We start from the raw sequence: 25,618 nt of genomic DNA, 5'->3' as shown, positions 1-25,618 counted from the left end.
TCAGATCACGGAGGCCGGTCCGGCGAGTGGCGCCGGATCGGCCCTGCCGTGTTTCCCGAATGGCTTGCGCCAGTGAGGATGGGCCCTGGGGCCCTGTTGATCAGGCCACCGCGCCTGCGTAGGTGCGAGGCCTGTGTTCGCCCGAGCGGTTCTTGCGCACTTCACGGCGCTCTCTGAAGTCCAGTTCTTCCATGGCGTCCATGCGCTCCTGCAGGTCTTCGATCTCCTGCGGGGTTAACAGCTTCCGTTGTCGATTCATACGCACCTCCTTCGTGCGAATGCCTCAACCTTTGGACTAGCAGCTGCGTCGGAAGATTCAACGAATTTCGAGGGCGGATTGATCGAACGGTCAGTTCGGGGGGCCTGTAGGATGGGTGGAGCTTGCGATACCCATCAGCGAATTCACATGGAAACTGATGGGTATCGCTTCGCTCCACACCATCCTACCGGCGGCCACAGGCAGTCGCGCAGGAGCGGGCCATGCCCGTGACAGGCGCCCAATGGGCGCCCTCTATCTCAGCGCAACTCGTCGAGCAGGCTGGCGACGGTGGTCAGCACCGCGCCGGCAAGCGCCTTGGAGCGAGCGCCGTTCCAGCCGGTGCGTGCGTTGGGCGACAGGTTGTGGTCCTTGAACGGCATTTCCAGGGTCAGCGACAGGCAGTCATAGGTGCGGCCGACGTGGTTGCAGGCCAGGGTCAGGTTGGCCTTTCCCGGCGCGTCCTTGGGATAGCCGTGCACGCTCTGGAATTCGCCGTTGGCTTCCAGGCGTTCGCGGAACAGGCTTTCCAGGCGGTCCAGGCGCGGGGTGAACTCCGGGTTGCCTTCGCAGCCGGCGGCGAACACGAAGGGGATTTCCTCGTCGCCGTGGATGTCGAGGAACAGATCGACGCCGTACTTCGCCATCTGCTCCTGCACGAACAGCACTTCCGGGCTTTCCTCGGCGCTGGGCGCGGCCCAGGCGCGGTTGAGGTCCTTGCCGGCGGCGTTGGTGCGCAGGTGGCCGTGGAAGGCGCCGTCGGGGTTCATGTTCGGCACCAGGTAGAAATCGGCGTGCTCCAGCAGGTGCTGGATATCGGCATCGCCGGATTGCAGACGCTCGATCAGGCCTTCCATGAACCACTCGGCCATGTGCTCGCCGGGATGTTGCTGGGCGATCAGCCAGATCTTGCGGGCGCCCGCCACGCCCTTGCCGATACGCAGCAGCGGCAGTTCGCGGCCTTCCAGGCTGTGGCCGGTGGCGAGCAGCTCGGCGCCGTTGGCCTGGGCGCGCTTCACCAGTTCGGCGTGGCGCTCTCGGCTGTAGGGCTCGAAGTAGGCGAACCAGGCCTGGGGCTGCTCGGCGTCGAGGCTGAAGTGCAGGCCGTTGGAGTCGTAGGTGCTGGGTACGCGGAACCAGTCGCGCTGGTCGTAGGACGCCACGGCGTTATAGCCCGGCCAGCCGCCGGTGTAGCTGGAGCCGGGGGCGTTGCTCAGGCTGAACTGGTACTGCTGGCCGGGCTCAAGGCCCTCGGCCTTGAAGTGGAACCACTGGAAGTGCGGGCTCCGGGTATCCGGGCGCAGCGCCAGGCGCACGTGGCGCGGGTCGCTGTCGTCGATGACCTGGATGTTGCCGCTGTCGAAATCACAGTCGATTTTCATGAATTCTCCGTAGGCGCACGAAACGGAAGCGCCAAAGCCCTGCATTCTCGCCCTCCCCGTCGCGCCTGTCATGTGCGGGTGACTTGCACGAACCAATATATTATGGTCGAAATATAAATTGAGTAACGCTATTCCAGAGCCCTGCGCTGGTGATCCCACGAGCACGGGCTAACCTCGATTGACCTCTTTTTCCATCCCGGAGAGCACTGCATGAGCACTTACGATGTGATCGTCATCGGCGGCGGCCCCGGCGGCTACAACGCCGCTATCCGCGCCGGCCAGCTGGGTATGAAGGTCGCCTGCGTAGAGGGCCGCGAGACCCTCGGCGGCACCTGCCTGAACGTCGGCTGCATGCCGTCCAAGGCGCTGTTGCACGCCTCTGAGCTGTTCGAGGCAGCGGCCGGCGGTGAATTCGCCAACCTCGGCATCCAGGTCAAGCCCAAGCTGGACCTCGCGCAAATGATGAAACAGAAGGCCGAGAGCGTTGCCGCGCTGACCAAGGGCGTGGAGTTCCTGTTCCGCAAGAACAAGGTGGACTGGGTCAAGGGCTGGGGTCGCATCGACGGGCCGGGCAAGGTGGAAGTAACCGCCGCCGACGGCAGCAAGAGCACCCTGACCGCCAAGGACATCATCATCGCCACCGGCTCGGAGCCCTCCCCGTTGCCGGGCGTGGAAGTCGACAACCAGCGCATCCTCGATTCCACTGGCGCGCTGTCGATCCCCGAAGTGCCCAAGCACCTGGTGGTGATCGGCGCCGGGGTGATCGGCCTGGAACTGGGTTCGGTGTGGCGCCGCCTGGGTGCGGAAGTCACGGTGATCGAGTACCTGGACCGCATCTGCCCCGGCATGGACCTGGAAACCGCCAAAACCTTCCAGCGCACGCTGACCAAGCAAGGCATGAGCTTCAAGCTGGGTTCGAAAGTCACCCAGGCCAAGGTCAGCGGCAAGCAGGTGACCCTGAGCGTGGAGCCGGCCGCTGGAGGCACGGCTGAGTCGATCCAGGCGGATTACGTTCTGCTCGCCATCGGCCGCCGTCCCTATACCCAGGGGCTTGGGCTGGAAAGCGTGGGACTCGCCACCGACAAGCGCGGCATGCTGGAGAATCACGAGCACCGCAGCAGCGTGCCGGGCATCTGGGTGATCGGCGACGTGACCTCCGGCCCGATGCTGGCGCACAAGGCCGAGGACGAGGCCATCGCCTGCGTCGAGCTGATCGCCGGCAAGGCCGGGGAAGTGAACTACGACGTGATCCCCAGCGTGATCTACACCCACCCGGAAGTGGCCACCGTGGGCAAGACCGAGGAGCAGCTCAAGGCCGAGGGGCGCGCCTACAAGGTGGGCAAGTTCCCCTTCACCGCCAACAGCCGGGCGAAGATCAACCACGAGACCGAAGGCTTCGTGAAGGTGCTGGCGGACGAGCGCAGCGACGAGATCCTCGGCGTGCACATGATCGGCCCGAACGTCGGCGACATGATCGCGGAATACTGCGTGGCCATGGAGTTCCGCGGCGCCGCCGAGGACATCGCGCGTACCTGCCACCCGCACCCGACCCGTTCCGAAGCGCTGCGCCAGGCGGCGATGAACGTGGACGGCTGGGCCATGCAGGCCTGACCTCCCGTCGCCTCTGACGAACGGTGCGTGCGGCGCGGTGGCGCACCCCGCATGTCGCTGCAGGCCCCGGCTGACGGGGCCTGCAGCGAACCATTCGGATTAATTTGCGACTACTTTGTGTACGAACGCGACATGGGCTGTGACTTTCTTCGCTTCTGAAAACATCAATTGCGTGAACGAACACGATGGTGGATGGACCGCCATCGCCATCTTCGCAATGGATTACCGCGCAGAGAGATCACACCATGAATGCGACCCTTCGTTTCAACGAGGCTCTGCTGATCACCGGACGAGCCTTCCAACCCTTCCAGTGCGTGACCTGGGTTTATCAGGGGGGCGACGGCAGCCTCGACCTGTCCGTCATCGACCGGACCGGCACCCGTCTGCTGGGGCTCACCCGCATCCCCAGCTCCGCCTATTCCGACCCGGAACAGCTCGAGGACCTGCTGGTCCAGGCCCGCGATGAGCTGAACCGCGAAGGCTACCGCCTGCAAGAGTGGCACATGCCTGCTTGATTCCAGGTGCAGCCCGTAAAAAAGCCCGGCCATAAGCCGGGCTTTTTCATTTCCGCGCAGACTTTGCAGGAACGAAAAGACACCGGGTTCTTGCTCGCGAACGTTCTCCTGATGGTTCTGGAGCTGGGCGCTTCGCGGACAAGGTCCGCTCCTACTTGGATAATTCTGTGCTGGCGCGCGCCCTCTCCCCCGCCCTCTCCCTGAAGGGAGAGGGAGCTATCCGTACCGGCTGACACGGTGGTTTCAACCTGCAACATACGGTCCCCTCTCCCTTCGGAGCGGGGCGCGCAGCCAGGGTTAGGGAGAGGGAAATCCCAGGCACGAACTTTCAGAGAAAGACAGTCGCTCCTACGAAGGGCCCGTGCGCATAGGGCGTATAACGTTCGACGTTATACGCCGTTTGACCTTGGCTCCCGAACGCTCCGGGGCTGGTCACGGAGCTGCCGCGTTACGGTACTCCGAATTCAGCCATATGCCGACAATGAGTACGGGACAGAGGCGTACAACCGCGAACGGTTGTACGCCCTACGGGAGTGAAGACAGTTGCTCCTACAAAAAGCAATTTCGCAGTCCGGTCTCAAGCTCAGCGCGCAGTTGCCCGCCTTTCTCCGCGATGAATACCAATCGCGAGCCTTGCGCTGCCTCTACGTCGGTCGCCGGCCGGAACTGGTAGCGGCCGCCCACGTACTGCAGCCACAGCGCCCCATCCTGCCCGGCCAGGCGCACCAACCCCTTGAGCCGCAACAGCCCGCGCGGCAGCGTCTCCAGCCAGTGCTTCAGCCGCGCACCATCGAAGGTCGCGTCGCCCTGCCAGTTCCAGCTTTCGAACAGGTCGCCGTGATCGACACCCTCCTGCCCGTGCGGACGCAGCTTGCGCGACGGTTCGCCCAGCAGCAATTCATCGGGAATCTGCGCCTGGATGGTCTCCAGCACCCGAGCGCCACGGCCGAAGCGCTCGCGTTGCGCCGCCAGCGTTTCGGCATCCAGCAGGTCGCACTTGTTCAGCAGCAGCAGATCGGCGGCGGCAGCCTGCATGCGTTCCAGCCGGGCGTACTCGCCTTCCAGCGGTTCGCGGCGGGCGGCGTCGACCACCGTGAGCACCGCGTCCAGATGCAGGCGCTTGCGCAGTTTGGGATAACCCAGGGTCTGCACGATGCGCTGCGGATCGGACACGCCGCTGCATTCGATCACCACCTGCTCCAGCGGCGGGTTCATGTTCGCCAGGCGCTCCAGCTGCGCCAGCAGGTCATCCTGCACGCTGCAGCAGATGCAGCCGTTCTCCAGGCTGTACACCGCCTCGGTCTGCTCGGCGATCATCCCGGCGTCGATGTTCAGCTCGCCGAAATCGTTGACGATCACCGCCAGCCGCCGGCCCTCGCAGCGCTCCAGCAGGTTGCGCAGCAGCGTGGTCTTGCCGGCTCCGAGAAAGCCGGCGACCACCGTCACCGGAATGCTCGCCGCACTCATGCGTTGACGCCTTCGATGCGTGGCGGCTCGCCCTTCCATACGGCTTCCAGCGGGGTGTCGCTGAACTGGCCGAGACGGTCGTACACCGGGCGCCCTTCGACGAAGGTCAGTTGCACCTCGGTGCGGTGGATGTAGTTGCGCGCAGGCGCCGCGAACAGGTCGCGGTCGAGCACGATGAAGTCCGCCGACTTGCCCGCCTCCAGGCTGCCGGTCAGGTGCTCCAGGCCCATGGCGTAGGCGCCATTGAGGGTCGCCACGCGGATCGCCTGCTCCAGGCTGATCGGCTCGCCGAAGCAGGCCGGGTCGTCGTTCCAGGGGTTCTGCCGGGTGACCAGGGTTTCCAGCGCCAGCCAGGGGTCGATGGACGCCACCGGCCAGTCGGTGCCGAACACCGCGATGCCGCCGGCGGCCAGTACGCCCTTGAAGTCGTAGATGCGCTTGAGGCGGTCCGGGCCATAACCGGAGCGCGCGCCGCTGGCGAAGGGCGTCGGGTACCAGGCCGCCGGGGAGAACTCGGCGATCACGTCCAGTTCGCGGAAGCGCCTGAGGTTGCCCGGATGCAGGATGGTGCTGTGCGCGCACTGGTGGCGCACGCCGCTGAAGCCGTTGCGCCGACGCGCCTCGGCCACCGCATCGAGGAACACGTCGGACGCTGCATCGCCGGTGCAGTGGGCGATGACGCGGATGCCGCGACGGTCCATGTCCACCACCATGTCGGTGATGTGCTCGGGGGTCAGGTTGAGCTTGCCGCGCCAGGCGTTCCCGCCCGGCCCGTCTTCACCTGGCCAAGGCGTAATCAGGAAGGAAGAGCGCGGCTCCACGGTGCCGTCGAAGTGGAACTTCACCGCGTTCGCCGACAGCCGCGCGCTGCGGTAGTAGTGACGCTCGCCGCTGAGCAGTTCCCAGCGCCGGCGCACCGGGAAGATGTCGTCCTGCCAGCTGATCGCCGCTTCCACGCGCAGGGTCAGTTGCCCGGCGTCGTCCAGGTGCTTGAGGGCGTCCAGGCGGTTCTCGCAGACGTGCACATACTTGGCTGCGGTGACGCCACGGGAGCTCTGGAAGTGCACGCCGTCGCGGTAAGACTGGCGCAACACCTTGGCCGGGGTCGGCGGCATGGCGGCGTGGATCAGCGCGTAGGCGCCGTCGATCATCAGGCCCTTGGGCTCGCCGGTGAGCTCGTCGCGCTCCAGGTAGCCATTGCGCGGATCGGGCGTGTCGGCGTCGATGCCGGCCAGCTCCAGCGCGCGGGAGTTGACCATCATGGTGCCCCACATGCGGTCGAGCAGCGCCACCGGGCGGTCCGGCATGATGCTGTCGAGCCACTCGCGGCCTGGCTTCAGCCCCGCCTCGCGGAAGGTGTAGCGGACCCAGTACTGGCCGTAGATCCAGCCGTCGCCGGGGTGGCTGGCGGCGTAGTCGCGGATGGCCTTGGCCAGCTGCTCCGGGGTCGGGTCCTCGATGCCGACGTCGAGGTCGTCGGCGTAGCGCGGCGCCAGGGCGAGGTCCGGGTGGGTGTGCATGTCGTGCAGGCCGGGCATGCAGAAGGCGCCGTCCAGATCGCGCACCAGGGTATCCGGGCCGACCAGGTGTTCCATCTCCTCGCGACGCCCCACCGCCAGCAGGCGGCCATCGCGGATGGCCACCGCCTCGGCCCAGGGCTGGGCGGGGTCGAGGGTGTAGAAGCGGCCGTTGTGCAGCAGCAGTTCGGCGAAGCGGTCGGTGGGGGAATTGGAGGAGCGGAAGCGGTCCGGAGCGGTCATGGGAAGCCCTTGTAGTTCTTGTCCGTAGGCGCAGTATAGGGCTCGGCTTTTACCGCTCGACTAGCATAAGATGACAACTCGCTAGCACAAGATGACAATCTCTTAGCCGACCAGAACGCCGCCATGCCCACCGCGTCCTTCGACATCGATTACGCCGCCCGCCAGCTGTTCCGTCACTTCCTTGAAGAATGGCAGGCGCGCCCCGCCCTGCCGGCGCTGGCACCGCTGCTCGGCGGCCTGGGGCTGCCGCCAGGCGGTGAAGCGGCCGCCGCCGAGATGAACTTCGCCCGCTATTACCGCCTGCTGCAACAGGCCGCCGGGCTGCTGGGTTCCAGCGACTTCTTCCTGCGCCTCGGCCAGCGCTACAACCTCTACGACCTGGGCGTGATCGGCTATGCGCTGATCAGCGCGGCCAACCTAAGGCGTTCCTGGGACATATCCCTCGGCCAGCCGTCCAGCCTGATGCCGCACCCGATCCACACCCAGCGCGACGAAGACGCCAGCCACATCCGCCTGACCCTGCAACTGCCGCCGTTCAGCGAGGTGGAGCGCAACGCGCTGTGCGAGGAATGGCTGAGCAGCACCTGGCGCTGGCTGTGTCAGCGCTTGCCGGAGCTGGAAGACTGCACCGGCATGCAGGTCCACCTACCCTACCCGCCGCCGGCCCATGCGAAGGTCTACCAGGAGCTGTTCCCCGGGCAGTGCCGGTTCAACGCCGCCCAGGCGGAACTGTGGATTCCCCGGGAATTCCACGACCGCCCCTTTTCCACCGCCAACCCGACGGTGACGCGCCTGTGCCAGGCCCAGGGCGCGGCGACCCTGGCCAGCTTCGAGCGCGGCCAGACACTGCCGGACGACGTGCGTTTCTATCTGCTGCAGAACGCCCGCATCCCCCTGCCCGACCTGGAACAGACCGCCGCCTGGCTGCGCATGCCGCCCTACACGCTGCAACGGCGGTTGCGCGCGGATGGGCTGACCTTCAAGGGCATCGTGCTGGAGGTGCGCATGGCGCTGGCCCAGCGCTACCTGCTGGCCAGCCGCATGGCCTTGCAGGAGATCGCCTTCCTGCTCGGCTACGAGCATGTGACCAGCTTCCACCGGGCATTCCAGCGCTACACCGGAACGACGCCGGAGCGGTTTCGCGCCGAGGGTGGGAAGCGCGAGGCGTAGGCTGTGGAGCCGCCCCTCTCCGTCTCACGGGAGAGAGGCGATCCGGTGCATCACGCCTGTAACTGATTGCCGATCGGCAAGGTGCGGATGCGCTTGCCGGTGGCGGCGAACAGCGCGTTGGCCAGCGCCGGCGCCAGCGGCGGCACGCCGGGCTCGCCAACCCCGGTCGGCGGTACCGCGGACGGCACGATGTGCACCTCCACCACCGGCATCTCGTTGATGCGCAGGACCTGGAAGTCGTGGAAGTTGGACTGGTCGACCTTCCCGTCCGTCAGGGTGATGGCGCTGTGCAGCGCCGCCGACAGGGCGAAGCCGATGCCGCCTTCCATCTGCGCCGTGATCACGTCCGGGTTGATCGCCAGGCCGCAGTCCACCGCGCAGACCACGCGGTCCACCTTGAAGCTGTGGTCTGCCTTGACCGTCACCTCCACCACCTGGGCCACGAAGCTGCCGAACGACTCGTGCACGGCGATGCCCCGGCCGCGCTGCTCGCCCTCGGCGCCCTTCGCCAGCGGCGCCTTCCAGTTGGCCCGCTGCGCCGCCAGCTCCAGTACGCCGCGATGGCGGGGATAGTCCTTGAGCAGGGCGTGGCGGAACTCGTAGGGGTCCTTGCCAGCAGCGATGGCGGCCTCGTCCACCAGCGTCTCGGTGGAGAACGCCGTATGGGTATGCCCCACGGAGCGCCACCACTGGGTCGGCACCGTGACGTTCTCGGCCAGCGCCTGCTCGACGCGCAGGTTGGGCACCGCATAGGGTAGGTCGTCCGCGCCCTCCACGGCGATCTTGTCGATGCCATCCTTGACCATGATCTTCTCGAACGGCGTGCCGAGGATGAAGGACTGGCCGACCAGGCGCTGCTCCCAGCCCACGAGGTTGCCCGAAGCATCCACCGCCAGCCGTGCGCGGTGCAGGAACGCCGGGCGGTAATAGCCGCCACGGGTATCGTCCTCGCGGGTCCAGACCATCTTCACCGGCGCCTTGATGCCCTGCTCATGGGCGGCCTTGGCGATCGCCGCAGCCTCCAGCACGTAGTCCGAATGCGGATTGGCGCGCCGGCCGAAGCTGCCGCCAGCGTACAGCTGGGTGATCGACACCTGCTCCGGCTTGACGCCCAGCAACTGCGCCACCGCCGCCTGGTCGGCGGTCTGCCACTGCTCGCCATTCCAGATCTGGCAGCCACCGTCATCCTTGAGCTGAACCACGCAGTTCAACGGTTCCATCGCCGCGTGGGCCAGGAACGGGAACTCGTACTCCGCCTCGATGAGCTTGGCCGGCTGCTTCAGGGCCTTGTCGACATCGCCCACGTTGCGCGCCACCAAACCGGGCTTGCCGGCCATCTCGCGGTACTGGGCGAAGATTTCCTTGCTGCCCATCTTGAACGCCTTGCTCTCGTCCCACTCGACCTGCAAGGCATCACGACCCTGGCGGGCGGCCCAGGTGTTCTTGGCCAGCACGGCCACACCGGCGAAGCGCCTGTCGCTGCCGGGGAACTGCACCACCGCGACCACGCCGGGCACCGCCTTGGCCTTGGTCGAGTCAACCTTGGCCGGTACCCCGCCGAAGCGTGGCGGGTGGGCGACCACGGCCACCAGCATGTCCGGCAGGTGGATGTCCTGGGTGAACACCGCCGAGCCATCGGTCTTGCCGCTGCTGTCGATGCGCGCCAGCTTCGCCTGGCCGATCAGCTTGAAGTCCTTCGGGTCCTTCAGCTTCACTTCGGCGGGCACCGGCTGCTTGGCCGCCGCCTCGGCCAGTTCGCCGAAGCCGGCCTTGTGTCCGGAAGCGGCGTGGGTCACCACGCCGTCATGCACTTCGATCTGAGCGGCGGGCACCTTCCATTGCTCGGCGGCGGCGGCCACCAGCATGGCGCGCGCGCTGGCGCCGGCCTTGCGCATCTGCTCGAAGGAGTTGGCGGTGGCGGTACTGCCGCCGGTGCCCTGCAGATTGCCGAAGGCCAGGTTGGCGTAGCGCTTGGCATCGGCCGGCGCGCCTTCCACGCGCACATGGGCCCAGTCGGCATCCAGTTCCTCGGCCACCAGCGTGGCGAGGCCCGTATAGCTGCCCTGCCCCATTTCCACGTGCTTGGCGATCACCGTCACCGTGCCGTCGGGGGCGATGCGCACGAAGGCGTTGGGTTCGAAATCACCGGCCGCCTGCGCCTCGCCCATGCGCGCGAGCAGCGGCGCGAAGTAGATGCCCAGAGCCAGGCCACCGGCGCCCCGGAGGAAATGCCGGCGGCTGAGATTGAAGATGCCGCGCTGCTGCGCCTCTTCCTGATCGATGCGGGTATCGCGCATGTCGAAGCTCCTCAGGCCAGGGTCTTGGCGGCGTCGTGGATGGCCGCGCGAATCCGCGCGTAGGTGGCGCAGCGGCAGATGTTGCCGCTCATGGCCGTGTCGATGTCGGCATCGCTGGGCGCCTTGTTGGAGGCAAGGAGCGCGGTGGCGGACATGATCTGCCCGGACTGGCAGTAACCGCACTGCACCACGTCCAGCCGCCGCCAGGCGTCCTGGACGGCCTTGCCGGCGGGCTGCTCGTTCACCGCCTCGATGGTGGTGACCTTCTTGCCCGCCACCGCCGCCAGCGGCGTGACGCAGGAGCGGGTCGGCTGGCCGTCGATGTGCACCGTGCAGGCGCCGCACAGCGCCATGCCGCAGCCGTACTTGGTGCCGGTCAGCCCGGCGATGTCGCGCAGGGCCCAGAGCAGCGGCATCTCGCCGGGCGCGTCGAATTCATGGTCCTTGCCGTTCAGGTTCACGGTAATCATCTGCGAGTTCACCTCTTCCTCGGGTGATGGGGCGGCCAGAACCCGCAGGTTCCGGCACGGATCGATTCAGCCTAGGCGCTATGCCCGGCACGCGCCGCGACGATACGCGAAGAAAGCGCCGAGCGGTTTGCCTGGTCCTGCGCAGACTTGCCTGAAACTGCCGGCGTTCGACTCAGGCCTCCGCGCCCTCGCCCAGCGCCATCGATGCCCGTGGACGCGGTCGCTCGCTGCGATCCCAGCCATAGCGGCGCGCAAACCGGCCCTTCACCGCCTGGGTCAGCACCATGTATCCCGCCAGGATGCCCGCCAGCCACGGCCAGTACGCCAGCGGCAGCGCCTGCATGTGGAACGAATGGGCCAGCGGCCCCATGGGCAGGAAGATCGCCACGGCAACCAGCGCCAGGGTCATGCCCAGCAGCGGCCAGGCCGCGCGGCTCTGCAGGAACGGAATGCGCCGGGTGCGGATCATGTGCACCACCAGCAGCTGCGAGATCAGCCCCTCGACGAACCAGCCGGATTGGAACAGCGCCTGGTGCTGCGGCGCATTGGCGCCCAGGGCGAACCACAGGACCAGGAAGGTGGCAATGTCGAACAGCGAACTGATCGGCCCGAAGAACACCATGAAGCGCCCCAGCCCGCCGGGATTCCATTGCTGCGGGCTGCGCAGCTGCTCGTCATCGACGTGGTCGAAGGGAATGGCGATCTGCGACAGGTCGTACAGCAGGTTCTGCACCAACAGCTGCAACGGCAGCATCGGAAGGAAGGGAATGAAGGCGCTGGCCACCAGCACGCTGAACACATTGCCGAAATTGGAACTGGCGGTCATGCGGATGTACTTGAGCATGTTGGCGAAGGTACGGCGGCCTTCGATCACCCCTTCTTCCAGCACCAGCAGGCTCTTTTCCAGCAGGATCAGGTCGGCGGCTTCCTTGGCGATGTCCACCGCAGAGTCCACCGAAATGCCGATGTCCGCGGTGCGCAGCGCCGGGGCGTCGTTGATGCCATCGCCGAGGAAGCCCACCACGTGCCCGCGCTCGCGCAGCACGCGCACCAGCCGCTCCTTGTGGCCTGGGGTGAGCTTGGCGAACAGCGTGGTGCGCTCGGCCCGCTCGCCCAGCGTCGGGTCATCGAGGCTGTCCAGCTGCGGGCCGAGGAGCACGCCCTGCACCGGCAGACCGACGTCGCGGCAGACCTTCAGGGTGACCCGCTCGTTGTCGCCAGTCAGCACCTTCACCGCCACGCCGTTTTCCGCTAGCGCGCGCAACGCCGGGGCGGTGGTTTCCTTCGGCGGATCGAGGAAGGCGATGTAGCCGGCCAGACACAGCCGCGCCTCGTCGGCCACGCCATAGCCTTCGCGCTCCGGCGGCAGTTCGCGGGTCGCCACCGCGACCACTCGCAGACCTTCCTGGTTGAGCCCCTCGGCCACCGCGCGAATGCTCGCCAGGTGCTCGCCGTCCAGCGGCACCACGGTGTCGCCGGCCTCCACCGAAACGCAGACGTCCAGCACCTCTTCCAGTGCGCCCTTGCAGATCAGCAGGTGGCGGTCGTCCGGCTCGCGGACCACCACCGACATGCGCCGGCGGGCGAAGTCGAAGGGAATCTCGTCGATCTTGCGGTAGCGGCTGTCCACCCGCAACGCATGGCGCAACTCGACGTGCTCCAGCACGGCCACGTCCAGCAGGTTCTTCAGCCCGGTCTGGTGGTGGCTGTTGAGGAAGGCCAGTTGCAGGACGCGGTCCTGGGCCTGGCCAAAGGCGTCGGTATGGCGCTCCAGCACGATGCGGTCCTGGGTCAGGGTGCCGGTCTTGTCGGTGCAGAGGATGTCCATCGCCCCGAAGTTCTGGATGGCGTCCAGGCGCTTGACGATCACCTTGCGCCGGCTCAGCGCCACCGCGCCCTTGGCCAGGGTCGACGTGACGATCATCGGGAGCATTTCCGGGGTCAGGCCAACCGCGATGGACAACGCGAACAGCGCTGCCTCCAGCCAGTCACCCTTGGTGAAACCATTGATCAGCAGCACCAGCGGCGCCATCACCAGCATGAAGCGGATCAGCAGCCAGCTGACCTTGTTCACCCCAGCCTGGAAGGCGGTGGGCGCCGGGTCCGTCGCGATCACCCGCTCGGCCAGCGAGCCGAAATAGGTCCGTGCGCCGGTGCCAACCACCACGGCCTGCGCCGAACCACTGATGACGTTGGTGCCCATGAAGCAGAGGTTGTCGCGCTCCAGCGGGTTGCCCTGACGGGCGTCGCGCAGCTGGGCGAACTTCTCCACCGGCAGCGATTCACCGGTCAGCGCCGCCTGGCCGACGAACAGGTCCTTGGCGCTGAGCAGGCGCACGTCCGCCGGCACCATGTCGCCAGCCGAGAGCCACAGCACATCGCCAGGCACCAGTTGGCGAATCGGCACCTCAACCCGGCTCGACGGCCCTTCGCCATCGGGGCTGCGGAACACCGTGGCGGTGTTGCTGACCATCGCCTTGAGGCGCTCGGCGGCGCGGTTCGAGCGCTTCTCCTGGACGAAGCGCAGCAACGTGGAAATCCCCACCATGCTGCCGATCACCACGGCGGCCTCGGCGTCCTCGGTCACCCAGGAGATCGCTGCCAGCAGGCTCAGCAGCAGGTTGAAGGGATTGCAGTAGCAGTACCAGAGGTGCAGCCAGGCACCGATCGGGCGGTCCTGTTCCACCTCGTTCGGCCCCAAGCGTACGAGTCGCTCTTGCGCCTCCGACTCGCTGAGTCCTTCGCGGCGGCTGTCCAGGCGATCGAGCGCGTCCTGGGGTTCCAGCACCGACCACTCCAGCAAGGCTCCGGCCAGCGGCGCGGGCGCCCGCCGTCCCGCCGCAGCCCCGCGCAACAGGTCGCGTGCAGCCAGACGGCGCAACTGACGGGCCGGAAAGCCCTTGTTGATGAATTCGAGCAGGTGGGTCCTGAGGTGGTCCAGGCGCATGTTGACTCCCCGTAACCGTCGGAAAATCGACGGCACAGGAAGTCTGTAGAGCCTTTCTTAAGGCGCAATGAAGGCTGGCGGCAGTGCCTGCCGGGCCCCCCAGACCCAGGGCATCAGAAGTCGCGCTTGTAGAAGATATCCAGCGAGCTGGCCAGGCCGCTGGCCGCCTCCAGATACACCTTCTTGCTCAGCAGGTAGCGCAAGGCGATGGTATTGGCCGGCTCGAACACCCCCACGCCATAGCGCAGGCTGAGCTTGTCGGAGAGCTGGCCGCTGGCGACCACGCTGGTGCTGTTGCCGGTGCCCTCGGTGTCCAGCTGGAAGTCCTGGATGCCCAGCTTCTGCGCGACCTCGCCGGTGAGCGGCGCGCTTCCGGCCAGGCCCAGCGCCAGCGCCGCCTCGCCCATCATGTTGCTGTCCTCGCCGGTGCTCATCGGCCGGCCCAGCACCAGGTAGGACAGCGCCTGCTGCTGGCTCATCGCCGGTTCCGAGAACACCTCGCTGCGCGGCTGCTCGGCGTTGCCGGTCAGGCGCAGGCCGGCGATCACGTCGTCGACCTTGCGGATCGCCTCGATATCCAGGTACGGCTGGTCGATGGGTCCGGCGAACAGCAGGCGCGCACGGCGGATGGTCAGCTTCTGTCCGTAGGCACGGTAGCGGCCCTTGTTCAGGCGCAGCTCGCCACGGGTGTCGAGGTTGTCGCCCACGTGCACCTGGCCGGCCAGCTCCGCGTTCAGGCCAAAGCCGGAGAAGGTCAGCTTGTCCTCACCGACGATCACGTCGACGTCCATGTGCAGTGCGGCGGCGGCCTTCTGCTCCTGCTTCTGGCCGACGATCACGGTGTCGTCCGACACCTTGACCGTCGATGGCGGGAGCTGGCGAATGGTGATGGCGCCGCTGGGCACCTGCACCTTGCCGGAAACCGCCAGGCCCTCGCCGGCCATGCGGATCGCCAGGTCCGGCGCGACCTCCAGTTCCGCGTACGGGTCGATCGTCACCGGCAGACGGTTGCCGCGCACGTTCAGGTCGACATCCAGCGCCTCGTTCCAGGCGATCCGCCCGGACAGGTTGCCGTTGCCATGCTCCCCGGCCGTCCAGTGGCCGCTCAGGTCCACCTGTTCGCCGGCGATACGCGCCTGCACCTGCAGCTGTTCCAGGCGCGTCGGCAGGTCGCCGCCGGAGACCTCGCCATCGACCAGACGCAGCTCGCCGTCCACCCGTGGCGCCAGCAGGCCGCCGGAAATCCGCCCGTTACCGTGGAGCCGTCCCTTGAGGGTTTCCACCGCGGGCACGAAGGGCCGTGCGATGGACAGGTCCAAGCCGTTGAGGCTGAAGCTGCCGCTCAGCGGCTTGGACTTCGGCCGGGGGTCGAGCTGCACCTGGGCATCCAGCGTGCCCAGCTTCTCGCCATGGAACTGCAGGCTGGTATCGATGCGCCGGGGTGTCAGGCGGCTTTCCAGTTGCAGGCTCTGGTAGGGGAAGTCGACCCAGTCGTCCTGTTCCTTCAGGCGCAGCGTGCCGCTGCCGGCATTGAGCAGGATCGAACCGTTCGGGCCGCTGGCCGGTAGGTCCAGTTGCACGTCGCCGTCCAGCTGGCCGCGCCAGGCGAAGTCTTCTGGCAGCCAGCGCGCCAGGCTGTCCAGCGGGAACTGGCGCAAGTGCAGGCGCAGGCGCGGGTCGGGCATCAGGCGCTGGTCTTCGGCGCACAGGCTGGCCGGGCCCGAGGCCCAGCAATGCGCGCCCAGGGTCAGCCGGCCATCGGCCAGTCGCTCCAGCTTCGCCGGCTGCTGCAGGCGCCAGTCCTGCCCGCCGCTCTGGATGTCGCCCTGCGCCAGGCGGCCACGCCAGTCGCGGCCGTTCCAGGTGCCGTCGAGGTTCAGCGCAAGGACCACCGGCTTGCCTTGCAGGTTCAGCGAGAGCTGCTGGCGCTGCTTGTCGCCGCTGCCTTCCAGCTTGAGCGTGCCCAGGCGCGTGTCGCCGCTGCGCAGGCCCTGTATCTGCAGGTCCAGGCGGCCGCGCTGGGCGGCATCCAGTTTGGCGTCCAGCGCCAGGCTGCGCAGGCTCTGGCCGGCGTAGGCGACGCGCTGGCCGTTGAGCGCCAGTTGCCCCTGCGGTGCCTGCAGGGTGCCGGCCAGGTCGAGTCGCCCGCCCAGTTGGCCGGCGAGCTGCGGCCACAGTTGGCCCAATTGATTCAGGGCGAGGTCCAGCTTGCCGGAGAGACGCTGGTCCAGCGCCGCCTGGCCGGTGATGCGGTTGTCGCCCAGTTGCAGGGTCAACTCGTCGGCCTTCCACGACTGCCCGGCACCCTCGGCACGTGCCCTGAGCAAGGCTGGCTGGCCACGCAGGCGCCCTTGCAGGTCGAGGTTCGCGGTCAGGTTCAGGTTGCCGCCCTTGAGCGAGCCCTGGCTGCGCAGCGGCCCGCCCAGGCGGCCCGGCATCTGCTCCAGCCAGTAGGCGGGGTCGAGGTCGCGTAGATCGAGGGCGGCGTCCCAGCTGAGAGTGTCGGCGAAGCCGACCCTCACATGGCCCGCGGCCTTGCCCTGCCCCGCCACCAGCTGCAGCGACGGCAGGAAGACTTCCGAGAGGTTGCCGGAGACCGGACTGGCCAGGGTGAAGGCGCCCGCCGGACCGTTCAGCGCGGCATCGAAATTGCCCAGGTAGGCGCCGTCGCGATACTGCACCTCGGCCTTAAGGCTGTGCACGCTCACCGGCGGTTCCTCGATGGCCGGGTACAGGCGCCGCCAGGGGAAGTCCAGCCAGTCAAGGGTGGCGTCGGCGGCGAAGCCATCCTTCCAGTCGAGCCGTCCCTGCACGCCCAGGCGCTGTGCCTGGGCGGCCGTCAGATCGAGTGCGGCGATATCCGCCCCCTGGGCATCGACGCGGCCACGCAGGGTCAGCACCACCGGACTGTCTTCGGCCGGCAACAGGGCCGCGCCGGCGATCTGGTAGCCGTTCTTCAGGTCGCCATTGGCGTTCAGGCGAACCTGATTCAGCGTCAGCGTATCGGGCAGCGCGGCATCCGCCTTGAATCCGTCGGCCAGCACCAGGGCCTGGGCCGGCAGGTTCTCCGCCAGCGGCTGCACATCACCCTGCAACTGGCCATTGAGGTAGCCGCTGCTCTGTGCCTGCAACTTCAGGTGACCTTGCAGTTCGCCATCGACCTGCAGCTTCAGCGACCAGGGCTTGCCGCCCACGGCCGGCAGATCGAGGCTGCCCTGCGCCTGCAATGGCCACCCTTGGGTGGGCTTGAGCAGGCCGGAGAGCGACAGGCGCAGATCACCCCGCGCCAGCGTCGCCGACTGGATGTGCAGACCTTCAGGGTCCCAGTTCGCCACCAGGTTGGTGTCGCGCAGCTGCTCCTGGTCATCGAGCAGGAAGCGGCCAATACGCACGTCGCCCAGCTCCAGGGCCAGCGGCAGGTTCAGGCTCGGCAACTGGATCGGCCCGGAAGACTCGCTCGACTCGCTTGGCGGCAGGGTCAGCCGTATCTCCTTCGCCGCCACGCGGCTCAGGCACAGCGCCATGCGCAGCAGGCAGCCCGGCGACCAGTCGATATCCGGCTCGTCGAGCACCAGGCGGGTGGCGCCGTCGCTCCACTCCAGGCGCCTCGCGGTGAAGGCGCCGGCCAGGCGGCCGCTGAAGCCATCCAAGGTCAAACCCGGCACCCGCTGCAACGCCATTCGGCTACCCGCTTCGGTGCCCAGCAATGCCGACAGGCCCGCTATCGATAGCAGGATCAGGCCGAGCAGCCCGCCCAGCAGCCAGCGCATGGTGCGCATCCAGCCCGCACGGTTCACAGTTCAGGCCCCATGGAGAAGTGGATACGGATGCCGCCGTCCTCGTCCAGGCCGTCGGCGAGATCCAGGCGCAGCGGCCCGACCGGGGAAACCCAGCGGATACCGATACCCACGCCGGTCTTGATCGACGGGAAGTCCAGTGAGTTGAAGGCGTTGCCCTGATCGACGAAGGCCGCCAGCCGCCAGCGCTCGGCAATCGGGTACTGGTACTCCACGCTGCCGGCGACCATGTAGCGCCCACCGATGCGATCACCCTCGGAGTTCTTCGGCGACAGTGTCTGGTAGTCGTAACCGCGAACGCTCTGGTCACCACCGGCGAAGAAGCGCAGCGACGGCGGGATCGAGGAATAGTCGTTGGTGGCGATACCGCCGACCTGGATGCGCCCGAGCAGACGCTGGCCGCCCCAGAAGCTGGTCAGCCCCTTGGCCAGCGCATTGACGTGGGCGACGTCGGCATCGGCCAGAAAACCTTCCTTGGCGCCCTTCACGTCGAATTGCAGGCGATAGCCGTGGCTGGGGTCGACCTTGTTGTCGGCTTCGAGGATCGAATAACCGATCCCCGGCATGAGGAAGCTACTCAGGCCCGAGTCGTCGCCCAGCTTGTATTCTTCGCGCTGCCAGTTCAGCGACACCACCCGCTGCCAGCCGCTGTCGAGCTTGTGGTGCCATTCGCTGCCGAGGGTGAGCAGCTTGCTCTGGGTGTCCACCAGGTCTTCGTTCTGGTAGCCGCTGGTGAAGCGCAGCTTGTCGGTCAACGGCGGGTCCAGGGGAATCTCGTACCAGGCGCCGATGTTCTGCCGGGGGGAGGAGACTTCCGCCTCCCAGCCCAGGCTGTGCCCCTGCGGGTTGACCCAGTGGCGCGTCCAGTTGGCCTTGGCGCGCGGCCCGACGTCGGTGGAGAAGCCCAAGCCGAGGCCCATGGTCCGCGGCTTGCGCACCTGCAGGTGGACATTCACCGGAATCACGTCGGAACTGGCCTTGGCCTGCGGCGCCGCGTCCACGCGCACACCGTCGAAGTAGCCGGAGGATTGCAGCGCCTGGTTGAGGTCGGCGATCAGCTCGGAGTCGTAGGGAGTACCGTCCTCGAACGGCACCATGCGCTGCAGGAGTTCGTCGTCGAAGGGGTAGTCGCCGCTGAATTCGACCTTGCCAAGGGTCGAGCGCGGGCCGCTGACGTAGACCAGCTCGATGTCCGCAACGCCGGCCACCGGATCGACCTGCAACTGCTGTTGGCTGAACTGCCCACGGAAGAAGCCGAAGCGCGACGCCTGGTTCTGGATCAGCCGCTTGGCATCCTCGTAGGCGCCGTGATTGAGTTGCGCGCCAGGCTTGAGGGCGTCGCCGCCGGGCACCCGGAAGCTCTTGAGCTTGGCCGCCGGGCCCTCCACCCGGATAGTGACGTTGCGCAGGTGCACCGGCTCCCCCGGCGTCACGTTCAGGCGCAGGGTCGGCGGTTGCCCGTCGCGCACACGGCTGCGGATACGCGCCTGGTAATAGCCCAGCGCCTGGGCGGCTTTCAGCGCCTGCTCTTCGGTGGTGCGCCGCATGCGCCGCAATGCCGCCTGATCACGCTCGCCAAGGCTGCCCACATAGGCCTCGATATTGGCCTTGAGCGCAGGGGTGGCGGGAGTGATGCGAACGTCGAGATGGGCTTCAGCCGCCAGCGCTCTCTGCAAGCAGAACGCCATCAACAGCAGCCCAAGCAATCCTTGGACAACTCTCATGGCGCGGAATGCTAGCACGGGAAATGACGATCAAGCCGTTTCCCAGAGCGCTTGAACCCTCAAAAGCGTTATCCGCCCTGGCTAGCCAGTTGGCTTTCCGGTCTCGGGTTCGGATGGAACAGCACATGCTCCCGGATCGGACCCAGGGCCACCTCGCCCAGCTCCTCGTAGCCGTGGCGGCGGTAGAAATCCAGGTAGCGCGAATTCCCAGTGTCGAGCACCAGCCCCTGGGAACTACCCTCCTCCGCGCACCAGGCATGCAGCGCATCGAGCAGTTGCTCGCCCAGGTGCTTGCCCTGGAACTCCGGATGAATGCCGATCAGCGGCAGGATGTGGTAAGGCCCCGGCGGCAGGCAGCCGAGCACGGCGGCGTGATAGTCCAGGTAACGGCGGGTACAGCGAAAACCGGTAGTGAGCAGCATGCGCATGCGCCAGGCCCAGCTCTCGGTGATATCCAGGCGTTGCTGGGGCGGCGCGATCAGGGCCACGCCCACCAGGCGGTCGTCGCGTAACAGTCCTATGGCCGGCAGTTCCTCGAGGAAATGCTGGTTGGTCAGCTCGCGCACCGTGGCGCGCACGCGCTGGTCGAAACCGGGACGGTCGGCTTCGAACAGATAGGCGAAAGTCGGTTCATGGCGATAAGCGTGATACAGCAACGAGCGGACTTCGCGGCTGTAGCCGCTGTCGAGCAGACGCACTTCGGCGATCGAATCAGGCATGCGGACGCCTCTTCTTGTGGTGTCTTCTTATGGTTCGCGCTCCAGCCACGAAACACTAGCAGCGGCGTGCCAGGGTCGCCAGAATCGGCCACCATGGGCTAGCATCGTTCTTTTGCCAGGACGTCCAGGATGAAAATCGTCTCCTTCAATATCAACGGCTTGCGCGCACGTCCCCATCAACTGCAGGCCATCATCGAGCGCCATCAGCCGGACGTGATCGGCCTGCAGGAAACCAAAGTCGCGGACGACCAGTTCCCGCGCGAGGAAGTCGAAGCCCTCGGCTATCACGTGCATTACCACGGGCAGAAAGGCCACTACGGCGTTGCCCTGCTCTCCCGCCAGGAGCCGCTGGAGCTACAGCGCGGCTTCCCCAACGATGGCGAAGATTCGCAGCGCCGTTTCATCTGGGGCACCTTCAAGGATGCCCAGGGCGAACTGATCACCGTAATGAACGGCTACTTCCCGCAAGGCGAGAACCGCGAGCACCCGGTGAAATTCCCTGCCAAGCAGCGCTTCTACGCCGACCTGCAGAACCTGCTGGAAACCCGCTTCCAACCCAGCCAGCCGCTGGTGGTGATGGGCGATATCAATATCTCCCCGGAAGACTGCGACATCGGCATCGGCGAAGAGAACCGCAAGCGCTGGCTGAAGACCGGCAAGTGCAGCTTCCTGCCCGAGGAGCGCGAGTGGTTGGCGCGCCTGAAGAGCTGGGGCCTGGTGGACAGTTTCCGCCTGCAGAACCCGGCGGTGACCGATCGCTTCAGCTGGTTCGACTACCGCAGCCGCGGGTTCGAGGACGAGCCCAAGCGCGGCCTGCGCATTGACGTCATCCTCGCCTCCGAGGCCCTGCGCGGTCGCATCGCCGACACGGGCGTGGACTACGAAATCCGTGGCATGGAGAAGCCCTCCGACCACGCACCGATCTGGCTGCAACTGAAGTAATCCGCGCAAACGACAAGGCCCGGCGATGCCGGGCTTTGTCGTTTCTTCAGCCAAATCTCTTCACAGCGCCGGCTGCAACAGTGCCAACACCCTGGCAGGAAAGAGCGGCCGTTGCGGCGCCAGATGAACGCCGCTACAGCAGCCCGATCTCTTTGCAGATGCTGAAGAGTTCATCCAGGGAGCTGGCGGAAAGCTTTCGCATCAGTTGCCTTTTATGCTGCCCGACGCTCGCTCCCGACGACTCGAGAAGCTCCGCCAGCGCCGACACCGAATCGCCTCGATGCAGGCCATGCAGCACAGCCACCAGATGGGTGGAAAACGCCAGCGAAGCTTTCAGCCTGGGATCATCGCCCAACGGTAATCGCGCGTGCTCGGGAAAGATCGTGCCTCCCGCCAGGACGGTCTCGATGGCGCGCCCGATCAAGGCCGGGCGATCGGCCATCCGCAGGAAGCCGGATACACCGCCGCGGATGGCACGCTGAATATTCAGCGAAGTGTCGAGACTGGAGCACACCAGCACCGGCGTTGCGGCTTCGAGCTGACCGTTACGGCGAAGCGTCGCGAGCAGCTCCATTCCGTGGATATCCGGTAGTTCCAGCGTCACCACCAGCAGATCGCAATCCCCAGCCTTCAATTGATTCAGCGCCTGCCGCCCCAGTTTGAAATGCAGATCGCACTGGTGACCGCTGGCCTGCAACAGCCGGCGGATAGCCGTGAAGTCCCGCCTTGACGGTTCGATGATTACGATTCGGGCCATGTTGGTCCTTGTTGCGAAGACCTCGTTTCGCCAATCGCGGACGTACAGGCCAAGCGCGCAGGGTTCCGTTGAACATTCCGCGAGCGTCGGTGGACGCAACCGGAGGACATCGAACAATCCCTTGTCCTGGGCAACATCTGTGCATCTGTGCGATGCCCATCAGCGCAAGAACGGTCAATGCCCGCTCTTGCGCCGGAACTACTCGATTACGTTCTTGGAAATGGCGGACAAGGTGCTGTTGAACTGCACCGTCTCGTTGAAACTCTTGACGATGGCGCTGAACTTGTCCTTCGCACTCTGCAGTTGCTTGAGCCGCATCCCCAGCTCCTCACTCTTGCGCTTGAGGGAGCTTTCGCGCTCATCCAGTTCGCTGGCACGAGCGCGCAGGGTGGCCAATTGCTCGTCGATACGCTGTTGTTCGAGCTGGATCGACTCGGCGCGCTTGAGCGTCGCCTTGTCGCGCAGGTCGACCGTCTGGGCCAGCTCCTTGAGCGCTTCGCTACGCTCGGCCAGCAAACGATTGTTCTCGGCGGCCATGCGGTCCAAGTTGGTCTTGGCTTCCTTGAGATGATTCTCCAGTTGCAGCAGCCGCGCCTCCTTGTCGTTGGCCAGGCGCTCGCGCTCCTGCAACTGGTTGGTCCGCTCGTCCAGCTCCTCCTGCAGACGCCCCGCCGCCTGTTTCTGCTGACTCAGCCCCTGAGCCATGCCGGCGAGCGAGTTGAGCGTGCTCTGTACATCGGAAAGAACGTCATCGGGATCAGCGTCGAGTTGGGGAACGCTCAGGGCGGCCGCTACCTCCTGCAACTCCGCCGAGGTGATCGGAACAGAGGCCCCCGGCATATCGGTTTCAGGCATCACATCGTGCATTTCGGTCATTACGGATTCCTTCTGGATCAAGGTCCCCTGAAGCGCTGCTTCAAGGTTGCTGTTTTTCGCCTCGGGGGTTTCCACTACGTGCGCTGCCGGCTCGCCCGAGGCAGCCGTTGGCGCTGCGCCAATCGCGGCTGAGTGGCCCACCGTCTCCAAACTCGACACCATCGCCTCGAGGTACTCGAACACGCTCAATTCGTCAGGGTTGGAGACTGGGTCCGGAGACTGATCGGCCCCGGTGGGTTCGATCTTCGGTGACTCGATCTGCTGGTCCTGCTCCAACGCCGCGCCTTGCACGACGACGTCCGGCGTTTCCGTTTGCGCGCCAGCAGCCACCGGCGCCGTGGGCTCCTGCGGTTCGAGCGGCGCAGTTTCCACGGCGGACGAATCGGCCTGTCCGACAGGAAGACTTCCAACCGGCTCCGCCTTGGCAGCACGCGACTCCATAAGCAAATCGTCCAGGTCCACCGGGGCCGGCAGAACGACCTCTGCCTGCGGCTCCTCCGTTCCCACATCCGCAGAGGGAAGTGCCTGGCCCTGCCCGGAAACATCCGGCTCCTCGCTGGAATGGGCCGACTGCGCTGCTTCGTTTCTCAGCCTGGACAAACGAGCCACCTGGGCGAAATCGAGAGTGACGTCCGTGCACAGTTCGAACCCCAGGCTGGAAAGTGCCGGGGGCCCGTCTGGCTCAGACGGCCATATCGAGGGCATGGCGGGCGCCGGGCGCCTGCTCAACAGACCTGCCTTTGCCAGTAGAGATAGCCACGACTGCAGAGACTGCGCAGGCAGCCGGAGTCCCTTGAACGTCGTGTCACGCGGGGCCGGCAGACTCAGCGCGTGCCGACGCCAGGGACGGCCCCAACACGTAACGGCGGGGTTGTGTACAGCCAGCGGAATCAGCCTGACGCCATGGCCGGGGCCGGCCGGGCGTGGCCTGGGAGCCGAACGGTTTTGAGTCATGGTTTCCTTCCAGCGGGGAGGTTGAAACGGCGCAAGTGTCACCTGGTCGGTGAACCGGCGTAATCAGGCTCCCCCGATGCGTCCAAGGAATTTTCCCAACCCCGATGAGCACTGCTGCAGGATCAGCCGCGACGAGATTGCTTCGACAAAAAGCCGCCCACTGAACGGCTCCGAATGAGGCTCGCCAGATCCAGCAGCGTCGCCAACACGAACAACGGCGCGATGAGCATGAGCATCGACGGGACGAACCCACCTGCCCTGTCCGGCAGCACGACAAACGAACCGGCCATCATCAGCAGCGTCAGGATGATGACCAGCTTCATCAGTACCGACGCAAAGTCGACGATCTCGCGCATCTCGATCTCCAGAACCTCAACACGAACGCCTGTATAGCGGCGCTCCAAAGGAACGGGAATCGGAAACTTCCTGCATTTCATCAGTCATGTCCGAGGATCGCGGCAACAGCTCTGCAATGCAGCCAAGCGTCATATCGATGCAATGATTCCGACTTATTCTGCCGCGCCATCGATGCCTGAAATGGAAGTTGCTCAATGTCGTACAAGCCGAGCGCCAGCGATGCCCAAGCCTGGCCCGTGACCATCGCCTGGCTCATCATCGGATTCATCTGCTACGCGTTCCCCTGGCAGGCCTTCGCCGCGCTGCCCTCGTCCCATGCCGGGGAGCCAGTACTGCGCGTACAGGGCTCCAACACCATCGGCGCGCATCTGCTCCCGGAACTGGTGAAAGGCCTGCTGCAAAGCGAGGGCTACGCCAACGTCAGCGTCCAGCCGGGCAAGGCGGAAAACGAGCAGCGCATCATCGGCCGCAGCGCCGACGGCAAGGAAGCCATCGTCGACCTGGCGGCCCATGGCTCCAGCACCGGCTTCGTCGCCCTCAAGGACAACAGCGCAGAACTGGCGGCTGCATCGCGACCGATCAAGGACGCGGAAGCGGCAGGCCTTTCGGCCTCGGGAAACCTGCGTAGTGCCAAGGCCGAGCAAGTGATCGGCATCGACGGCCTGGCGATCATCGTCAACCCGGCGAACGCCCTGGACGAGCTGACCACCGACAACCTGGCGCGCATCTTCTCCGGCGAAGTGAAGACCTGGGAGGAGCTCGGCGGCCGCGGCGGTGCGATCCATCTTTACGCCCGCGATGACAACTCCGGGACCTTCGACACCTTCAAGGAACTGGTGCTGACCAGCCACGGCAAGGCCCTGGCCAACGGTACGCAGCGCTTCGAGTCGAGCGACCAGTTGTCCCAGCAGGTCAGCGCCGATCCTCAGGGCATCGGTTTCGTCGGTCTGTCATCGATCCGCAAGGCCAAGGCGCTGCGCATCGCCGACGGCGCCTCCCAGGCGATGCCGCCGTCGACCACGCTGATCGCCACCGAGGACTATCCGCTGTCGCGCCGCCTGTTCCTCTATATGAAGCCCGAGGAGAGCAATCGCTGGGCCCATGCGCTGCTGCAGTTCGCCCAGGGCGACCAGGGCCAGGCCCTGGTCAGCAGCAGCGGCTTCGTCGGCCAGCGGGTACAAGCGGTGAAGATGACGCCGCGGGCCGGTATGCCCCAGGCGTACCAGAGCCTGGCGCGCGATGCCCAGCGACTGTCGGTGAACTTCCGCTTCCGCGAGGGCAGCGCCACCCTCGACAACAAGGCCCAGCGCGACGTGGAACGCCTGCTGGCCTACCTGCAGCAGAACGGCAAGATGAACAAGCAGGCGGTGCTGGTCGGCTTCGGCGATCCGAAGCAGGACCCCGCGCGCGCCGAACTGCTCTCCAAGCTTCGCGCCATGGCGGTGCGCCGCGAGTTGGCCAAGGATGGCGTGATGTTCCGCGAGATCAGCGGCATGGGCGATGCCTTGCCGGTTGCGGCCAACAACGACGATGACGGGCGGGTCAAGAATCGTCGCGTCGAGGTCTGGGTCTACTGATCCCTTCCGGCGATCGGCGTACAGACTTCTTGCTGGCGCC

The 25,618-nt window shown here is 66.3% G+C and carries 17 protein-coding genes and 1 pseudogene; 5 read left to right on the top strand and 13 right to left on the bottom strand.

Features of this window, described 5'->3' with window-relative positions; all coding sequences use genetic code 11:
- Nucleotides 1–100 precede the first annotated feature (100 nt).
- Together O6P39_RS12055 and O6P39_RS12050 are read right to left on the bottom strand one after the other, a co-directional pair.
- A complete protein-coding gene (locus tag O6P39_RS12055; protein WP_275611552.1) occupies nucleotides 101–259 on the bottom strand; it encodes a hypothetical protein in 159 nt (52 codons plus the stop codon).
- A gap of 257 nt (nucleotides 260–516) precedes the next feature.
- Nucleotides 517–1,638 (bottom strand): M14-type cytosolic carboxypeptidase, encoded by a 1,122-nt coding sequence (locus O6P39_RS12050; protein WP_275611551.1) that lies wholly within the window; start codon nucleotides 1,636–1,638, stop codon nucleotides 517–519.
- Between the two features lie 210 nt (nucleotides 1,639–1,848).
- On the opposite strand from O6P39_RS12050, the gene lpdA reads away from it, so the two are divergent.
- Both lpdA and O6P39_RS12040 read left to right on the top strand, forming a co-directional pair.
- A complete protein-coding gene (gene lpdA / locus O6P39_RS12045; RefSeq protein ID WP_275611550.1) occupies nucleotides 1,849–3,249 on the top strand; it encodes a dihydrolipoyl dehydrogenase in 1,401 nt (466 codons plus the stop codon).
- Nucleotides 3,250–3,494: 245 nt separating this feature from the next.
- Nucleotides 3,495–3,764 (top strand): hypothetical protein, encoded by a 270-nt coding sequence (locus O6P39_RS12040; protein ID WP_275611549.1) that lies wholly within the window; start codon nucleotides 3,495–3,497, stop codon nucleotides 3,762–3,764.
- Between the two features lie 549 nt (nucleotides 3,765–4,313).
- Here O6P39_RS12040 and O6P39_RS12035 read toward each other — a convergent pair.
- Complete coding sequence (locus O6P39_RS12035; RefSeq protein ID WP_275611548.1) at nucleotides 4,314–5,231, bottom strand: GTP-binding protein; 918 nt, start codon at nucleotides 5,229–5,231, stop codon at nucleotides 4,314–4,316.
- On the bottom strand, nucleotides 5,228–6,991 hold the full coding sequence (locus O6P39_RS12030; RefSeq protein ID WP_275611547.1) for an amidohydrolase: 1,764 nt from the start codon (nucleotides 6,989–6,991) through the stop codon (nucleotides 5,228–5,230). The genes O6P39_RS12035 and O6P39_RS12030 overlap by 4 nt, the downstream gene beginning before the upstream one ends.
- Before the next feature lie 123 nt (nucleotides 6,992–7,114).
- Here O6P39_RS12030 and O6P39_RS12025 point away from each other — a divergent pair, with 123 nt between their 5' ends.
- Nucleotides 7,115–8,161, top strand: coding sequence for an AraC family transcriptional regulator (locus O6P39_RS12025; protein ID WP_275611546.1), 1,047 nt, complete (start codon nucleotides 7,115–7,117; stop codon nucleotides 8,159–8,161).
- Nucleotides 8,162–8,211: 50 nt separating this feature from the next.
- Here O6P39_RS12025 and O6P39_RS12020 read toward each other — a convergent pair whose 3' ends face one another.
- The 6 genes and pseudogenes from O6P39_RS12020 to O6P39_RS11995 all read right to left on the bottom strand — a co-directional run bounded on the left by O6P39_RS12020 (nucleotide 8,212) and on the right by O6P39_RS11995 (nucleotide 20,115).
- Nucleotides 8,212–10,458, bottom strand: a complete 2,247-nt coding sequence (locus O6P39_RS12020; RefSeq protein WP_275611545.1) for a xanthine dehydrogenase family protein molybdopterin-binding subunit — start codon at nucleotides 10,456–10,458, stop codon at nucleotides 8,212–8,214.
- An 11-nt stretch (nucleotides 10,459–10,469) separates the two neighbouring features.
- Nucleotides 10,470–10,928: a (2Fe-2S)-binding protein gene (locus O6P39_RS12015; RefSeq protein WP_275611544.1), complete on the bottom strand. Its 459-nt coding sequence runs from the start codon at nucleotides 10,926–10,928 to the stop codon at nucleotides 10,470–10,472.
- 235 nt (nucleotides 10,929–11,163) lie between these two features.
- Nucleotides 11,164–13,875: pseudogene (gene mgtA / locus O6P39_RS12010) on the bottom strand (magnesium-translocating P-type ATPase); the annotation flags it as partial.
- Nucleotides 13,876–13,988: 113 nt separating this feature from the next.
- Nucleotides 13,989–17,654, bottom strand: coding sequence for a translocation/assembly module TamB domain-containing protein (locus O6P39_RS12005; protein ID WP_275611543.1), 3,666 nt, complete (start codon nucleotides 17,652–17,654; stop codon nucleotides 13,989–13,991).
- 14 nt (nucleotides 17,655–17,668) lie between these two features.
- A complete protein-coding gene (locus O6P39_RS12000; protein ID WP_275611542.1) occupies nucleotides 17,669–19,396 on the bottom strand; it encodes an autotransporter assembly complex family protein in 1,728 nt (575 codons plus the stop codon).
- A gap of 68 nt (nucleotides 19,397–19,464) precedes the next feature.
- Nucleotides 19,465–20,115, bottom strand: coding sequence for a GNAT family N-acetyltransferase (locus tag O6P39_RS11995; RefSeq protein WP_275611541.1), 651 nt, complete (start codon nucleotides 20,113–20,115; stop codon nucleotides 19,465–19,467).
- Nucleotides 20,116–20,244: 129 nt separating this feature from the next.
- On the opposite strand from O6P39_RS11995, the gene xthA reads away from it, so the two are divergent.
- The gene (xthA, locus tag O6P39_RS11990; protein ID WP_275611540.1) at nucleotides 20,245–21,057 is read left to right on the top strand and encodes an exodeoxyribonuclease III; all 813 of its coding nucleotides are present in this window, start codon (nucleotides 20,245–20,247) and stop codon (nucleotides 21,055–21,057) included.
- A 133-nt stretch (nucleotides 21,058–21,190) separates the two neighbouring features.
- Here xthA and O6P39_RS11985 read toward each other — a convergent pair whose 3' ends face one another.
- From O6P39_RS11985 to O6P39_RS11975, 3 genes are all read right to left on the bottom strand, one after another.
- Nucleotides 21,191–21,814 carry a response regulator transcription factor gene (locus tag O6P39_RS11985; protein WP_275611539.1) on the bottom strand — a complete coding sequence of 208 codons (624 nt, stop codon included), beginning with the start codon at nucleotides 21,812–21,814 and terminating at the stop codon, nucleotides 21,191–21,193.
- 198 nt (nucleotides 21,815–22,012) lie between these two features.
- Nucleotides 22,013–23,290 (bottom strand): hypothetical protein, encoded by a 1,278-nt coding sequence (locus O6P39_RS11980; protein ID WP_275611538.1) that lies wholly within the window; start codon nucleotides 23,288–23,290, stop codon nucleotides 22,013–22,015.
- A 476-nt stretch (nucleotides 23,291–23,766) separates the two neighbouring features.
- Entirely contained in the window at nucleotides 23,767–24,000 is a 234-nt protein-coding gene (locus O6P39_RS11975) for a hypothetical protein (RefSeq protein ID WP_275611537.1), read from the bottom strand.
- A 195-nt stretch (nucleotides 24,001–24,195) separates the two neighbouring features.
- On the opposite strand from O6P39_RS11975, the gene O6P39_RS11970 reads away from it, so the two are divergent.
- Nucleotides 24,196–25,578, top strand: coding sequence for a phosphate ABC transporter substrate-binding/OmpA family protein (locus O6P39_RS11970; RefSeq protein ID WP_275611536.1), 1,383 nt, complete (start codon nucleotides 24,196–24,198; stop codon nucleotides 25,576–25,578).
- The last annotated feature ends 40 nt before the right edge of the window (nucleotides 25,579–25,618 follow it).

This window comes from Pseudomonas sp. PSE14 (genome assembly GCF_029203285.1).
Taxonomy (GTDB): Bacteria; Pseudomonadota; Gammaproteobacteria; order Pseudomonadales; family Pseudomonadaceae; genus Pseudomonas.
The sequence above is the reverse complement of the archived record's forward strand: the minus strand, read 5'-3'. Positions and strand labels throughout refer to the sequence as shown.